Annotated in this window: 13 protein-coding genes; 4 read left to right on the top strand and 9 right to left on the bottom strand. The window is 49.0% G+C overall.

What is annotated here, in order from left to right; translation table 11 throughout:
• Nucleotides 1–82: 82 nt before the first annotated feature.
• The 4 genes from BCT27_RS05200 (at nucleotide 83) to modF (ending at nucleotide 5,609) form a co-directional block, all read left to right on the top strand.
• Nucleotides 83–928 carry a MurR/RpiR family transcriptional regulator gene (locus BCT27_RS05200; protein ID WP_102395235.1) on the top strand — a complete coding sequence of 282 codons (846 nt, stop codon included), beginning with the start codon at nucleotides 83–85 and terminating at the stop codon, nucleotides 926–928.
• A 256-nt stretch (nucleotides 929–1,184) separates the two neighbouring features.
• Nucleotides 1,185–2,546, top strand: coding sequence for a C4-dicarboxylate transporter DcuC (gene dcuC, locus BCT27_RS05195; protein ID WP_102395234.1), 1,362 nt, complete (start codon nucleotides 1,185–1,187; stop codon nucleotides 2,544–2,546).
• A gap of 154 nt (nucleotides 2,547–2,700) precedes the next feature.
• Nucleotides 2,701–3,948 carry a peptidase T gene (gene pepT / locus BCT27_RS05190; RefSeq protein WP_102395233.1) on the top strand — a complete coding sequence of 416 codons (1,248 nt, stop codon included), beginning with the start codon at nucleotides 2,701–2,703 and terminating at the stop codon, nucleotides 3,946–3,948.
• Nucleotides 3,949–4,157: 209 nt separating this feature from the next.
• Complete coding sequence (gene modF, locus BCT27_RS05185) at nucleotides 4,158–5,609, top strand: molybdate ABC transporter ATP-binding protein ModF (RefSeq protein WP_102395232.1); 1,452 nt, start codon at nucleotides 4,158–4,160, stop codon at nucleotides 5,607–5,609.
• A 335-nt stretch (nucleotides 5,610–5,944) separates the two neighbouring features.
• Here the strand turns inward: modF and BCT27_RS05180 are convergent, their stop codons facing one another.
• The 9 genes from BCT27_RS05180 to BCT27_RS05140 all read right to left on the bottom strand — a co-directional run bounded on the left by BCT27_RS05180 (nucleotide 5,945) and on the right by BCT27_RS05140 (nucleotide 15,637).
• Nucleotides 5,945–7,111: a porin family protein gene (locus BCT27_RS05180; protein WP_102390132.1), complete on the bottom strand. Its 1,167-nt coding sequence runs from the start codon at nucleotides 7,109–7,111 to the stop codon at nucleotides 5,945–5,947.
• Between the two features lie 273 nt (nucleotides 7,112–7,384).
• Nucleotides 7,385–8,833: an NADP-dependent succinate-semialdehyde dehydrogenase gene (gabD, locus tag BCT27_RS05175; protein ID WP_102395231.1), complete on the bottom strand. Its 1,449-nt coding sequence runs from the start codon at nucleotides 8,831–8,833 to the stop codon at nucleotides 7,385–7,387.
• Nucleotides 8,830–10,125 carry a 4-aminobutyrate--2-oxoglutarate transaminase gene (gene gabT, locus BCT27_RS05170; RefSeq protein ID WP_102395230.1) on the bottom strand — a complete coding sequence of 432 codons (1,296 nt, stop codon included), beginning with the start codon at nucleotides 10,123–10,125 and terminating at the stop codon, nucleotides 8,830–8,832. The genes gabD and gabT overlap by 4 nt, the downstream gene beginning before the upstream one ends.
• Before the next feature lie 11 nt (nucleotides 10,126–10,136).
• On the bottom strand, nucleotides 10,137–11,114 hold the full coding sequence (locus BCT27_RS05165) for a 5-oxoprolinase subunit C family protein (RefSeq protein ID WP_102395229.1): 978 nt from the start codon (nucleotides 11,112–11,114) through the stop codon (nucleotides 10,137–10,139).
• Entirely contained in the window at nucleotides 11,104–11,979 is an 876-nt protein-coding gene (locus tag BCT27_RS05160) for a 5-oxoprolinase subunit B family protein (RefSeq protein ID WP_102395228.1), read from the bottom strand. Before BCT27_RS05160 ends, BCT27_RS05165 begins: the two co-directional genes overlap by 11 nt.
• A 2-nt stretch (nucleotides 11,980–11,981) precedes the next feature.
• Nucleotides 11,982–13,409 carry an acetyl-CoA carboxylase biotin carboxylase subunit gene (locus BCT27_RS05155; protein ID WP_102395227.1) on the bottom strand — a complete coding sequence of 476 codons (1,428 nt, stop codon included), beginning with the start codon at nucleotides 13,407–13,409 and terminating at the stop codon, nucleotides 11,982–11,984.
• 78 nt (nucleotides 13,410–13,487) lie between these two features.
• Nucleotides 13,488–13,730, bottom strand: a complete 243-nt coding sequence (locus BCT27_RS05150) for an acetyl-CoA carboxylase (protein ID WP_102315951.1) — start codon at nucleotides 13,728–13,730, stop codon at nucleotides 13,488–13,490.
• Between the two features lie 40 nt (nucleotides 13,731–13,770).
• Complete coding sequence (locus tag BCT27_RS05145; protein ID WP_102395226.1) at nucleotides 13,771–14,514, bottom strand: LamB/YcsF family protein; 744 nt, start codon at nucleotides 14,512–14,514, stop codon at nucleotides 13,771–13,773.
• 61 nt (nucleotides 14,515–14,575) lie between these two features.
• Entirely contained in the window at nucleotides 14,576–15,637 is a 1,062-nt protein-coding gene (locus BCT27_RS05140; protein WP_241908513.1) for an ABC transporter permease, read from the bottom strand.

The following is a 15,637-nucleotide window of genomic DNA, read 5'->3' as shown; positions in this document are numbered from 1 at the left end:
GTGGGAAACTGCAATTCTCTTGAATTCCCACAGGCCGAGTGGAAATATGTCCCGCAGATTAAGGATTTGGGAAAAATTCCCCATGGACAGAAAAACCTTCATCGACACGGTGAATGGATTGGATTCGTTAACAACCGCAGAAGTCGTTATAGCTCAGTATTTTATGAAGCATTACACGATGCTGCCGTTTGCCAAGATTGATGAGCTTTGCAAACAGATGGGTGTGGGAAAAGCCACCCTCGGCCGCTTTTTGCAGCACTTGGGGTTTAGTGGTTTTTTAGAGTTTAAAAAGCAGGTTTCAAACGATCTTGCGCTCACACTCACCACACCTGTTGAACGCTATGAAGGCACACAACATACAGACGCTGAGCAAAGCGTATTGGAAAGTCATTTTGATGAAGTCATGTCGAACATGACGAAAACCATCGCATCCCTTTCTGAATCTGACTTTAATCTCGCCATTGATTACATGCAAAACCCCAATGGGAAGTTGTATGTTATTGGCAGCGCCTCGTCAGAAGCTCTCGCCAATTACTTCTATTTACTCGCGCGATATTTACGCAAAGATGTGATTTGGCTTAAAGCCGATATTTCCACACTGCCCCACCAGCTTATTGATGTTTCAACGAACGACACCTTACTCGCTATTTCTTATCACCGTTTTTCACTTACCACCGTTCGGCTCGTGAAGTGGTTCCATCAGCACGGTGGGCATGTTGTTTTCGTTACAGATCAGCCTGTAAACCCCTTTGTTTCTTACTGCGACGTTCAGTTTGCGGTGGAAAGCGCAAGTTCAGGTTTCTTCAACAATCGCACTTCAGGCTTCGCATTGATCGAAGCATTTATAAAAGGACTTTCTCGCCAAAAAGAAAAAAATGACCGATTTAAACGAATAGACAGCCTGTTTGAAGAATTCAACGTTTTTTAAGCGCAGCTTTTTAAGTATCGTTTTTAAGCGCATCTATTTAACTGCCATTTTATTCACCCATAAATCAGTCGTTCCGTTTTTTCATAAAAGCCGTTAATAACTTTCATTAACAAATAAACACATAACATCGCCACTTATTAACAACATGGCGAAGGGATTCTCACGCGTTAATTTCAATAAAAGTCGTCTCTAATTTTCACATTTTGCTCTTTTTGTTAAAGAGTTTCACATTTGACTGTAAGAAATGAGGTTTTAAATGATCACATTACTAGCCTTACCGATAATTTTCGGTGTCGGTTACTTCATTGTTAAAAAATATAACACGCAAGCTGTGCTGTTCCTTGCTGGCTTATTCATGATTGCGCTCGCTGTGATTGATGGCACTACCGATTTTCTGCCTAAAGGCGGAAAACCAACAGGTTCAATCATTGTCGATTTCTTTGAAGTGATTAAAGTCATTTCTTCGTCGACCCTTTCGAAGCTCGGCCTGATCATCATGGCCGTGGGTGGTTTCTCGAAATACATGGGACACATTGGTGCCGCAAACGCGATGGTGAAAATCGCCACCAAGCCCCTTTCTCACATTAAAAACCCTTACATGGTATTGGCACTGGCTTACATCATTGGCCAGTTAATCAACATCTTCATTCCGAGCGCAACCGGCCTAGCACTCTTGTTGCTTGTTGCCATGTATCCGGTCTTGGTTGGCGTGGGTTGTAACCCAGCCGCCGCTGCAGCGGTTGTTGCGACCACGGGTTGTTTGGATTTAGGCCCAGCATCTTCTGCAGCGAACAAAGCGGCGGAAGTGTCAGGCATTGATGTTGCCACCTACTTCGCCAGCTACCAGTTCCCAGTGGCCATGGTGTCGATGATTGTTATCGCCGCCCTGCACTACTTTAGCCAGCGTTACTTCGACAAGAAAGACGCAGAAAAAGGCGTCACCCACGAATTCAACATTGAAGCGAAAGAGCAACGCGAAGCGCCAAAATGGTTTGCGATTCTGCCAGTGCTTCCTTTGATGCTTCTTTTGACCTTCAGTAAATTTGCCATCACCACCGTTCGCATGGACGTTGTTACGGCAATGTTCATCGCTTTGTTCGTCGCCATGGTCTGCGATTTCATCTACACCCGCGACGGCAAAGCCGTTGCTGCCTCTTTGAAGGTGTATTTGGAAGGCATGGGTGCGGTGTTCTCAAGCGTGGTGAGTTTGATCATTTCGGCGCAAGTATTCGTTGTGGGCCTCACCGCTATCGGCTTTATCGACATGCTGCTTGGCAGTGCGGCAAACCTTGGTTTGGGTTACTTAGCCATGGTGATCATGTTGGTTGCCATCATCGTGCTGGTCACCATGCTGTCGGGTTCTGGTAACGCGTCATTCTTCAGCTTCTCAAACCTCGCGCCAGAAGTGGCAGCACAAGTAGGTACAACGGCTGCACATGTTGCTATGCCAATGCAGCTTGCAGCGGGTTTAATGCGCTCTGCATCGCCAGTGGCAGGTGTGGTTATCGCTTGTGCGGGCGTGGCAAACGTTTCGCCTATCGAGCTAGCAAAACGCACCATGTTCCCAATGCTGGGCGGCCTTCTGTCCGTGCTCGTATGTTCACAAGTGCTGATCTAATTCACTAGAAACAGTCATCACATGAACACGTAGGTTTTTATCAGGTTGAGGTGTGTCGTCTAAGCAAGGTCTAAACAAGATCGGTATGACGCACCCAACCTGTTTTTGTATTTATTCCACGCGATTCACGAAGAAGCGCGTGTAGGAGAACGTAATGAATATCGTCGATCGCTTCCTGCAATACACCCGCATTAACACCACCACCAGCCGAGAAAAAGGCGCTGCTGGCATCATGCCGTCTTCTGATGGGCAAAGGGTGCTCGCACAATTGATTGCCAAAGAACTTGAAGTCTTGGGCATGGAAGACATCGTGTTACGCGATACCGCCATCCTAACGGCGACCTTGCCTTCAAATGTGCCAGCGTCGGCGCAAGCCATCCCGACCGTTTCTTTCTTTGCGCACCTTGATACCAGCGCAGAACAATCAAACGACACTCAGGCACAAGTTGTGCCTTACAACGGCGGTGATATTTGCCTAAACGCCGAGCTGGATATCATCCTAAAACAAGCGGAATTCCCTGAGCTTGTTCAGTATGTTGGCGACGACATTATTGTGACCGACGGCACCAGCTTGCTAGGCGCAGATGACAAAGCGGCGATTGCCGCCATCATGCACGCGTTGCAAACACTGAAAGCTAACCCAGACATTCTTCACGGTGACGTGAAAGTGGCCTTCGTCCCTGATGAAGAACAAGGTCTACGCGGCGCGAAAGCCTTCGACGTAGAAAGCTTTGGCGCAGACTTTGGTTACACCTTGGATTGCTGCGGCATTGGTGAATTCGTGCATGAAAACTGGAATGCGGGCGACGCGGTTATCACCTTCACGGGCCAATCTGCGCACCCAATGTCTGCTAAAGGGAAACTGAAAAACTCACTGTTGATGGCACACCAATTCATCAGCATGTTGCCAGCAGGTGAAGCACCGCAATACACAGAAGGCCGCGAAGGCTATTACTGGGTGAAAGAGATGACAGGCAACAGCGCAAAAACCGTGCTGAAAATGGACATTCGCGACTTCACCAAACAAGGCTACCAAGGCCGAATGGCATTCTTGCAGAACCTGTCTGACAGTTGTGCAGGCTTGTGGGGTGAAGGAACGGTATCCATTCACTTGGCAGACCGCTACGAAAACGTGGCAAACAGCTTAGAAGGTGATGCAAGCTTCCCAATTGATATCGCCAAAGAAGCCTATGCTCGTAACGGCATTCAAATGAACGCGATCCCAATGCGCGGCGGTTATGACGGTGCGGTACTTTCTCAGAAAGGCTTGCCATGCCCGAACATCTTTACCGGTGCGCACAACTTCCACTCCATCTACGAATACTTGCCAGTGAAATCACTGCAAGCCGCCAGTGCCGTGGTGGTAGAAGTGATCAAGATTACCGCAGAGCGTCATTTGTAAATTATCCACCATACATCGGGCGACCCCCGCCCGATGTTCATTCTCTTTCAACGCACTCCGCGCATCTCTTTTTCTCTTGCCTCTTGTCTCTTTTTCGTCCCTCAAATCTCGCCCCTCGTTTCTCAATAAAAACCCTTCTCGGCAGAGAACAGAATTGTTATAACCCACTCATGCCGACGAATATTTGAACGAAAGGACGCGACACCACCATGGAAATTAGGTTTACCCAACTCACCGCCACGGGCGCAACATCAACGCTCAATATTGAACACTGGACAATCGCCCCTCAGGAATCTTGGGCGGTATTCAGCACCGAAGGCGACATTGGTTCTTTGCTGGGTGAACTGCTGGTGGGTGAACTTGAGTTTGATGGCGAATTGCACGTCGATGCAGGGGCGTTCGCGCAAGTGTCCTTGGTTGAACAGCAACGATTACTCGACGACGAACTGGCAAAAGATGACACCGATTTCCTCGATCGCATTGATGCAGGCAGCACGGTTTACACCTTGATATTCGAGCAATGCCACGATGACGCCCTCACACAAAAGCTCGTTAACGAACTGGATCTAAATCACCTGAGAGAGAGTGGCTTTCGCGTGCTGTCTACCGGTGAAACACGCCGTGTGATGTTAGCGCGAGCATTGGCTACCCAACCTGATTTTATCGTGCTCGATAATCCGTTCACAGGCCTTGATGTTGCACACCGCGCTGCGTTGGCAACCTATCTGACCGCCCTTTCACAACGTCTACAAATGCTCGTGACCTTCTCACGAGAAGAAGACATGCCAGAGTGGGTTGATCACATTGCACTGTTCAACCACGGTAAGCTCGACAGTTTGATGAACAAAAACGCGTGGGATACCCACCCCATCATCACGCAAATAAAAGCCCAATCGAAAGAACAAAGCGAGCATATGATGGCGTTAATTCGTCGCTATCAGCACAGCACACCGTTTGAAAACCCTATCTTTGAACTCAAAAACGGCGAAGTCGCTTATACCGAGAAAACCATCTTCACCGAGGTCGATTGGCGCATAGACAAAGGCCAACATTGGCAGGTAAAAGGCCCGAATGGCTGCGGAAAAAGCACGCTGCTCGGGATGATTTTTGGCGATCACCCTCAGTGTTACAGCAACGACATTCAGATATTTGGAAAACAGCGCGGATCAGGCGAAACCATCTGGGAAATCAAAAAACACATCGGCATGGTCTCGTCGGCTTTGCACCTGCAATACCGCGTGAATTGTTCTGCCCTCGATGTGATTTTGTCAGGCTTTTATGACTCCATTGGTCTGTACAACCAGCCGTCATTAAAAGAGCGAGAAATCGCCAAAGAATGGCTCGATATTCTTCATATGCGCCAATACCTCAAAACCCCTTTTCGTAAACTGGAATATGGGCAACAGCGTTTATTGCTGATTGCACGCGCCATTGTTAAACAGCCAACCTTGTTAATTCTGGATGAACCCTATCAAGGGCTGGATTATCTGGGGCGAAGGCTGATGAAGAACACCTTGGAGCTGATTGCGAAGGAAAATCTTAGCCAGCTTCTTTATGTGTCCCACTATCAGGGGGATGAGCTTGAGAGCATTAAGCATTCACTGACGTTTGAGTTTGATGAACGTAAGCAATGTTATATCGCGGTAAAAGAAAGCCGCTAGTTTTACGCCTCAGCCCTCATTGGCTTCCCGTTCGTAACGGCAACGTGCACAGCACAGCACATCACCAAAAAATAAACCTCTGCTCACCACAGAGGTTTTTTCTATACCCAATAGACTCGAAGGTGTAGGTATCAATGTGACTCTCTGGATTCGTGGTTAAGGGAATCATTTCACCAGTATTGTCATCAAAATAGAACGGGATAAAACATAAAAACAGGCACAGAACGATGTCAGTCAAACACACATTAGGTGCCCTTTACACCATACATCCATGGGCGTCACGTATTGTGGTGAGCACCCGAAGATGTAGGGTTCGATAAAAACATCATGAGCATTTAGAAGAAGTAAACAGCACCGACACTCAGCCCTGTATTTTCAATTTCATTGCCCGCAAAGTTTTCAGATTGGTAACGCGACGCTTCCGTACTCACAATGAAGCCTTCAAAGAGATCGTGATATAAACCCACCGTCACCTTGCTGTTCTTATTCACGTTTTCGACAGGATCGCTTGCGGTACGTTTAATGTCCGTCACGCCATAATTCACACCCAAGCGTGTTCCACCGAAGTCATACAGTGATTGCAAAAAATAACCGCTCGATTTCCGCACTTCGCCTTGGGCGTCATAAGCATCAAAAAATAGCCCCGTATTACCCACACCTTCCGATGAGGTATAAGACCCAAACACGCTAAGGTTCTCTAACAGCGTAATTTTCGCAGCAACATCCCAACCAAGCGCATTGTCATCCACACTCTGATTTTTGACGTTTTGTGTCAGGAGGGACGTAGAAACGAAACCACCATCAAACGCATATTTCAGTTTTCCATGATAGCCAGGTGCCTTGGAACCACTGTCGCCCGTCGTCGAGTTTTGCGCGCCTAAAGAGAGAAGATCGAGGGGTTGAAACACGCCCACCGTTGCAGTGAAATCACCCGGAATCGGCAAGGTATAGTTAATCATGCTTAAACGATCAGCAAAGATGTAACCATACCCGACAGCACCTAGACTGGTATTGAGAGGATTTTTTGCCACAGCATGCGCACCCACGCCGATCACGGACATATCATTGAACACAGAGTCGTTGCCAAATAGCCCAAAATCTTTACCAATTTTGACGCTACCAATTGTGTCATTCCCGACGTTCATGTACGCACGGAAAGCTTCTTGGGAACTGCCATTGTTAAACGCCTCGTTGCTGACGGTACCGCCTTCATAAATGATGTGCGCACTGATGTTGTAACCAGAAATTTCTCTAGCAACACCAATATCCAGTGCCGCAGGTAAGTAACCATTGGTTACTGCCGAGGCATCATCACCGCTACAAAGTAATGGATTACCATTCACAACATTATTACTGTCGTCGCATTGAATATGGCTATAAAAACCATTTACATTCCCGTTGACACTGAACGTCCACGTATCCGTTTCAATTTCTATTGCTGACACATGAGAAGAGAATAGAAATAGACCGCATGAACCAAGAGTAAACTTAATATACTTCATCATTAATTCCATTTATTTTTCACTGACATTTTCGCACAGGCGAACTGCCGACCTCATAGTGATGAAGGCAGTGAGCCACTCAAAATAAACACCCAGTAAATATTCCCTTTTATTAAAAGACAGGCGTACATGGTCCTTAGATATATTCACTTAAATATTTCAAACAAGAAAAAACCCAGCGAGAGAATTAACCAGATAAAATAAAAAAATGAAAATATCGAACTTTCACACCATCAAACATTAACGGGTGTTTATATTATCGAGATATTTAAACTACACAGATACGCAGAGGTATTTAATTTCCAGATAATCTTCAATACCGTAACGAGACCCCTCGCGACCAAACCCCGAGGCTTTGATGCCACCAAACGGCGCAACCTCTGTTGAGATCATGCCTGTATTAATGCCGACCATCCCATACTCCAGTTTTTCCGCGACACGCCAAATACGAGAAATGTCTTTGGCATAGAAATACGCAGCAAGGCCAAACTCCGTATCGTTTGCCATGGCGACCACATCATCATCGTCATCGAAGCAAAAAAGCGGCGCTAAAGGACCAAAGGTTTCTTCTTGTGCCACGTCCATGAAAGATTGCATATTCGTTAGCACTGTCGGCTCAAAGAACGTGCCTCCGAGTGCATGTCGCTTACCGCCAGTCGCGATCACCGCACCCTGACTCACCGCATTATCAATATGTTTCTCTACTTTCAGAACCGCATTTTCATTGATAAGAGGCCCTGTAGTGACGCCCTCATCGGTTCCTCGTCCAACATGCAGTTTTTTCACCGCGGCTGTCAGCTTTTCCGCAAATGCGTCATAGACCCCAAGCTGGACATAAATGCGGTTCGCGCACACACAGGTTTGTCCCGCATTACGAAACTTAGAAAGCATCGCCCCTTCCACTGCCGCATCAAGATCTGCATCATCAAACACGATGAACGGCGCATTGCCACCCAGCTCCATGGAGAGTTTTTTCACCGTCGGCGCACTTTGTGACATCAAGGTAATCCCTGTTGCCGTTGAGCCAGTGAACGACAACTTACGCACCACTGGACTTTCGCAAATTTCTGCCCCTATTTCTCGTGGGTCACCTGTCACGACGTTGAATACACCGGCTGGCACGCCAGCCCATTCCGCCAGTTGCGCCAAGGCAAACGCGGAGAGAGGTGTTTGCTCTGCGGGTTTCACCACCATAGAACAACCCGCCGCTAAAGCAGGAGCCACCTTTCGGGCAATCATTGCCGCAGGGAAATTCCATGGTGTAATGGCAGCCGTAACTCCTACAGGCTGCTTGATCACTGTTAGACGTTTATCGCTTTGATGACCCGGAATGGTATCGCCATAAATACGTTTACCTTCTTCAGCAAACCACTCGATGTAGGACGCGGCATACGCAATTTCACCCTTAGCTTCGGCAATCGGCTTACCTTGCTCTGCGGTGAGTATTTGTGCGAGATCGTCTTGGTGCTCCAGCATCAAATCAAACCATCGGCGTAAAATCGTGGAACGCTCTTTGGCGGTTTTACTTTGCCAAGCCACTAACGCTTTCTCCGCGGCGCGGATAGCTTGCTGTGTTTCTTCTCGACCCATGCGAGGAACATTCACCAGCACTTCGTCTGAGGCTGGGTTTAGAACCGGAAACGTGGCACCGCTGATAGCATCACGCCAAACACCATCGATGTATGCCCGTTGTTTAAGCAAACGATGATCTGTCAGTTTCATGCCTCCTCCTTCTGCGTAAATTCCACCAAAAGTGCAGATTCAAGGATATCGAGACCTTTCAACAAAGTGCTGTCTTCAATGGTGAGTGGGGGGAGCAAGCGGATCGTGTTGCCCCAGTAACCACAAGAAAGCAAAAGCAGGCCTTGCTCTCGAGCTTGTGTCACTAAACGAGAAATGAATTCAGGGGCAGACGTTCGCCCATCAGTCGTTACCAATTCAAACGCGGACATCGCACCTAAACCGCGAACATCGCCTATAGGCAAAGAAGGGCACGTGGTTTTTAGCTTGGTCAGTCGCTGTCTGATGACCTCACCGATGTGCTCACTGCGTTTGCACAAATCCAAGCGCTCAATCTCATCCAGCACCGCATGTGCTGCTGCACAACCAATCGGACTTCCGCCATACGTGCCGCCTAAACCACCCGGCCCAGGGCTATCCATGATGTCACGCTTACCGATCACGCCAGACAGCGGGAAACCGCCTGCTAACGCTTTCGCTACCGTCATCAAGTCTGGTTTCACACTAAAATGGTCGCTGGCAAACAGCTTTCCTGTTCGGCCAAACCCTGTTTGCACTTCATCAAAAATAAGCACAATACCGTGCAGGTCACAGATATCACGAAGCGCTGTCATGAGGGTTTCGGGTGCTTTGTAAAAGCCCCCTTCGCCCTGAACAGGTTCAAGGATAATCGCCGCCACCTTGGTCGCTTCAATGTCGGTTTTAAAGAGCTTGTACAGTGCCGCAATGCTCTCGTCTACCGAGACACCATGCACCTCAACCGGAAACGGAACGTGATAAATGTCGTTAGGAAACGGGCCAAAACCCGATTTGTACGGAAGAATTTTCCCCGTCAGCCCCATGGTCAGTAAAGAACGCCCATGAAAGCCACCCGTAAACGAAATAACGCCACTTCTTCCTGTGTAATGTCGCGCTATTTTCACTGCATTCTCTACCGCCTCAGCACCCGTACTCAGCAACACCGATTTGGCATCTCGCATGGGAGCCGCCTCATTGAGTCTTTCACACAACGAGATATAGGTTTCATACGGCGAAACCTGAAACGCCGTATGGTTAAAGCACTGCATTTGGTCAACAACCGCCTGATTTAGCGCGGCATTACAGTGGCCCGTATTTGTCACAGCAATGCCTGCCGTGAAATCAATAAAGTGTTTTCCTTCCACATCCCACAGCTCGGCATTCTCTGCGCGAGCGGCAAAAACTGGATGTGCAGACGCAACTCCCCGTGCCACAGCCGCTTCACGCCGCTGTAGCAATTGTTGATTTGTGGTCATGGTGACTCCTGTCAGATAAGTATTTCGCGGATTTTTTGAAGGTTCAGTTGATAATCTCGACGGGCTGAAAGCGCCTGTTCCATCGTGACGGATTCAAAGCGGGCTTTGGTGTTCGGCTGCATTTGCCCGATCAAATCAAGGTCAGATGAAATGACCGTGCCTACCATAAAGTAGCCGCCGCCAGACACCGCATCTCGGTGCAAGATGATAGGTTCAGTCCCGCCCGGCACTTGAATCGATCCATAGGGATAACACCCATCAACGATGTTTGACGGATCAGAACCGGCACCAAAGGGCTGCTCTCTCTCTACAAACTCAAGCGCAGTGCCACCTTTGAAGCGGTATCCAATGCGGTCAGCTTCGGGCGCTACCGTCCAAGACTCTTTGAAAAACTGCTCACCAGAGGCTTCAGTGATTCGATGCCAGTACAAACCCGGGAGTACTCTCAGTGTTTGTTCTTTCGGGAATTGTCGGCGCAAGTTTTCTGGAAGTTGAGCGCCTGCGGTTTGGCTGAATGACGCGCTGTCACCAACAGGCAAACAATCATCTTTCGCAAGGAGCCGCCCTTGAAAACCGCCAAGCGCGCCGAGGGTGTAAGTCGAACGACTGCCCAGAACCACAGGGACATCAATGCCACCTGAGATAGCAATGTAAATACGCGCGCCGGATTTAAGGTGACTAAATGACAGCGTTTGCCCTGCCAATACATCAAAGCCCGCCCATGTTTCCTGCTCCACACCATCAACCAATGGCGTCATGTCTCCGCCCGTGACCGCAACGATACAGTTTTTTTCAAACTGCAGAGTTGGCCCAACAAACACCGCTTCTAAGCACGCTGCATCTTCTGGGTTGCCCACCAACAAATTCGCACAGCGAAGGGACAGGTGATCCATGGCGCCAGATACCGGAATACCCAAATGGAAATAGCCTGGTCGACCCAAGTCCTGTACCGAGGTCGCTAAACCTGGGTTGAGCACATTAACCGCCATGACACACCTCCAACAAAGAACGGTTATAAGCGGGCATATCCGCTTCAAATTCATCAAGGGAAAAACGCACTGAATGAATGTTTGGCTGATACGTGCCGTCTTCAATCGCTGCCGTTATCCGGTCGAATTCCGCATGATCAACAGGAACATATTTAATGATGTCGCCCGGTTTAAAAAACACCATGAAGTCATTCAGGTAGCTGATTTTTTGGCTAGGATCGAAAATGGTCAGCGGTGTGACGCCAAACATTTGGTACCCCCCCGCACCTCTCACGGAATAGATACAGCTAAAGCATCCTCCATACCCCACGGTATGCTTTGGCGTGTCCGTTCGTGGACGCAGATACTTCGGCACTTGGATTTGCTTATCTCTTTCAACCATCTGATACATAAACGGAAGGCCTGAGACAAAACCCACCATGGTGACAAACCATGGCGACCCGCAGTGCGCATCAATAAACGCATCCACAGAGTCGTATCCATTGATTTGCGCGGCAAACTCCAAATCAGTTTTGTCCGGTGTTTGGTGACGCTCTCTAAAGCGCATCAGGGTTTCTTGCGTCCAAGGATCTTGGTAGAAAACCGGCACTTCGATAATGCGTGTATCAATCGCTTTTTCGTCTTCACTCGCCGCTTTCTCGATGTCTTTCATGACAGCGAGTATCTCGTCCGGTGAAATAACATCAGGGTTAAATTTAATTTGGAACGAGGCGTTAGCCGGGCATATTTCAACCACGCCATCTAACGACATACTTTTCAGCGTCTCTGTCATCGATAACGCTTTGAAGAACGCCGCCAGCGACATTTCTTCATCCACTTCAACAAAGAGGTGTTCATCACCACCAAAGGAATAACGATTCTTCATCCCTAAGCCCTCATCGACTGTGTATTCAACGCATCAACATTTTGCTCATTGTCAGTCGACGTATTGTCGAGAATGTCGCTATCGTCCAACGTTGCCCCGTAGTTGCTCAACCAACTCTCCAACCATTTGGTATCAAATCGCCCAGCTTGCACATCAGGATCTCGAGACAGTGCGACAAACAAAGGTTTCGTGGTCTTCACGCCACCGATGGAAAGCTCACTCAAGGCGCGATCAAGACGTGCAATCGCTTTGTCTCTGTCCGTGTCCCAAATAATGAGCTTGCCTAGCAACGAATCATAAAACGGTGAAATCGCATAGCCGGGATAAAGCAAGCTATCGAAGCGGACGCCTGGGCCTTGGGGGATAGACAGGTTTTCAACCTTGCCAGGAAACGGCATGAAGTCTTTCGTCGGGTCTTCCGCATTGATGCGCACTTCAATGGCATGACCTTTGATAGACAGTTCATCTTGCGTGAACGGCAACGGTTGCCCGTCTGCGACTAAAATCATCTCTCTGACGAGGTCAACGCCGGTAATCCATTCCGTTGCTGGGTGTTCAACCTGAATGCGCGTATTCATTTCAATGAAGTAGAACTCGCCATTTTTTTCGTTGTACAGATATTCAACCGTCCCTGCACCGCAGTACCCAACCGACTCAGCCAAAGCCGCTGCGGCTTTACCCATGCTGGCTCTAACGGACGGCGATAGCACGGCGCTTGGCGCTTCTTCCCACACTTTTTGACGACGGCGCTGGAGAGAGCACTCACGTTCAAACAAATGCACCGCACGCTTTCCATCGGCGAGCAATTGGAATTCAATGTGGCGTGAACCTGTGATCAGCTTTTCGACGTACAAGCCACCATCGCCAAATGCTGCTGCCGCTTCAGCTTGAGCGGGGTGGAACTGTTCTGCCAATTCCTCCAATGAGTTCACTACACGTATACCCCGGCCACCGCCGCCCGCTGATGCCTTGATCATCACGGGATACCCAATTTCAGCCGCCACAGCAGTGGCAATATCCAATGACTCAACACGACCATCACTGCCTGGAACAGTAGGAACGCCCGCCTGTTTTGCGGTTTTCTTTGCCGTGGCTTTATCGCCCATTTTTCGCATAATGAGGCCAGACGGACCAACGAAAATCATGCCAGCTTTGACCACCGCATCCGCAAATTCCGCGTTTTCGGATAAAAAGCCATAGCCTGGGTGAATCGCATCCACTTTTTCGTGTTGCGCTGCCGCCATGATGGCATCAATGTTCAAGTACGACTTTGCCGCTTTGGGTGGGCCAATACACACCGCTTTGTCTGCCAATTTCACAGCCAGAGAATCCGCATCTGCCTCGCTATAAACCTGCACAGACTCGATGCCTAATTCTCGTGCTGCCCGAATGATCCGAACGGCAATTTCGCCTCGGTTTGCAACAAGCATCCTTTTAATAGCCACGTTGGCCTCCTTACTTCATTCATGTGTCTTTTCAGTGGGGTGTATTGGCAAACAAAAACGCAATTAACGTTCGAGTTTGACAAGGGGCTGCCCTGCCATCACAGGGTCTTCATTCTCAATGAGAAAGGCTTCTATCTTGCCCCCCACATCAGCACGTACTTCGTGGAACGATTTCATGACCTCGACAACGCCAATCACACTGCCAGCCTTGATGGTGTCACCCACCTCGCAATATTTCGGTAGATCTGGCGAAGGGGTGCGATAAAAAATGCCCGGTAACGGGGAAACGATCACTGATTTGTCCATAAACAACTCCTTGTTTTGGTTGACGTGTAAATGCGTTTAATTACGTGTAGGCCGGCGAAGGCGAGACAACGCGATCGCCCAGTTTCTCTCTTACCGATCGCGCAACTTCCACAGCATTGGGTGTGTCTGAGTGAACACAGATTGTATTCACCGTGGCAGAAACCCAATTGCCGTTAACCGTTTTGACTTTGCCGTCATCCACCGCTCGAAGGCATTTCTCCGCTGCGTCGTCTGGGTCTGTGTGAGGGTGATTTCGGGTAATGATCAGCCCCCCGTTTTCGTCATAATCAAGGTCGGCATAAAACTCAGGCACGAACGTGACCCCTCTCTCGGTATACACCTGTTCATGGCAGGTACCGGCCAAACCAAACACGGGAACCTGATAGTGAAGCGCCACATCGGCAATGGCATTCGCAATGTCTGATTGTCGAGCCGCCATGCCATAAAGTGCGCCATGTGGCTTCAGGTGATTCAGGGGAACGCCCGCCATATCGAGAAAGCTTTTCAGCGCACCGACTTGGTACACAATCACGTTGAAAAGCTCCTCCCTTTCCATTTTCATTTCACGTCTGCCAAACCCTTGTAGATCAGGTAAGGAGAAGTGTGCGCCAACACGGATGTTGTATTTTTTTGCCAATGCCACTGTCATTCGCATATGATTTGGGTCGGAGGCGTGGAAACCGCAGGCGATATTCGCCTCTGTGATATAGGGCATTAGCGCCTCATCATCACCCAACTTCCATATGCCAAAGCTTTCACCCATGTCACTATTAATGTTAATCATTGACTCTCTATCTCCTGCTCGCAAAAAATGCATTGCCACTTTGCTGCTCATACCGACACGATTAATCTTGGTGAAGGCTTTGCATCATGCGTAAACGTACCTGTTCAACTACCACGGCGAATATCAATAAGCCCCCAATTACAACGGTCTGGAGATAAGACTCAACGCGCGCTAGGTTCATGCCGTTTTGCACCAGTCCGATAAAAATCGCGCCCAAAACCACATTCCCTAAACGCCCCACGCCACCGCGTAAACTCACCCCAGCAATCACGCACGCTGCAATCGATTCCAGCGGCATTGCTGAACCAATGTTCGCTTCGCCAGTATCTAGACGCGCCGTCAACAACATCCCCGACAGTGCCGCGAAGCCTGCGCAAATGATGTAGGCAGAGAACAAGGTTCGTTTTGTGTTAATCCCCGACAAGCGAGCCGCTTTGATGTTGCCACCGACGGCATAGAAATAACGCCCCAGTCGAGTTCGATTTACCAAGATAGCGGCGAGAGAAATCGCAACAGCCGCCACGCAAACTGGAGCGGGAATACCCCAGAAACTGCCAAAGCCGAATAAATCACCAAACGCCTGCGGCATGCCGTAAACCGGTGTTCCTCCAGTGAGGTATAGCGCCGCACCAAAACCAACAGATGCCATGCCCAACGTCATCATGAACGGAGATACACCCAGTACAGCGACACCCACACCATTCACAACACCAATGGTCATGCCAGCCAACATGCCCGCCATCAGCCCTATCGTGATACACAGCCAAACCATGTCAGGCATCGCTGCGTAGCTAGCAGCCATTGCTGTTGCGCCTACAACCGATGACAATGCGATCATGGTGCCCACAGACAAATCAAACCCGCCCGTCAACAACACCACCATTTGCCCTACCGCCACCAACGTGAGATATGACGACTGGCGCACAACATTTAGTAGGTTACGCACCGTCAGAAAGTTGTCCGACACCGATGCAAAAATGGCCACTGCCGCAATTAAGAGAAAGGGTAAAACCCCAAGGGTGACAAACCATTTCTTTGCAAAATATTTCATGTTGTTCATTGGCTTTCCTTGCCCTATCTCGACGCGTTCATTTCCCGTCGAGGCATTGTTTTGTATGTTCAT

It is taken from the genome of Enterovibrio norvegicus (assembly GCF_002876705.1).
GTDB classification, from domain to species: domain Bacteria; phylum Pseudomonadota; class Gammaproteobacteria; order Enterobacterales; family Vibrionaceae; genus Enterovibrio; species Enterovibrio norvegicus_B.
Note: the sequence above shows the minus strand (reverse complement) of the source record. Positions and strands in the feature narration are given on the sequence as shown.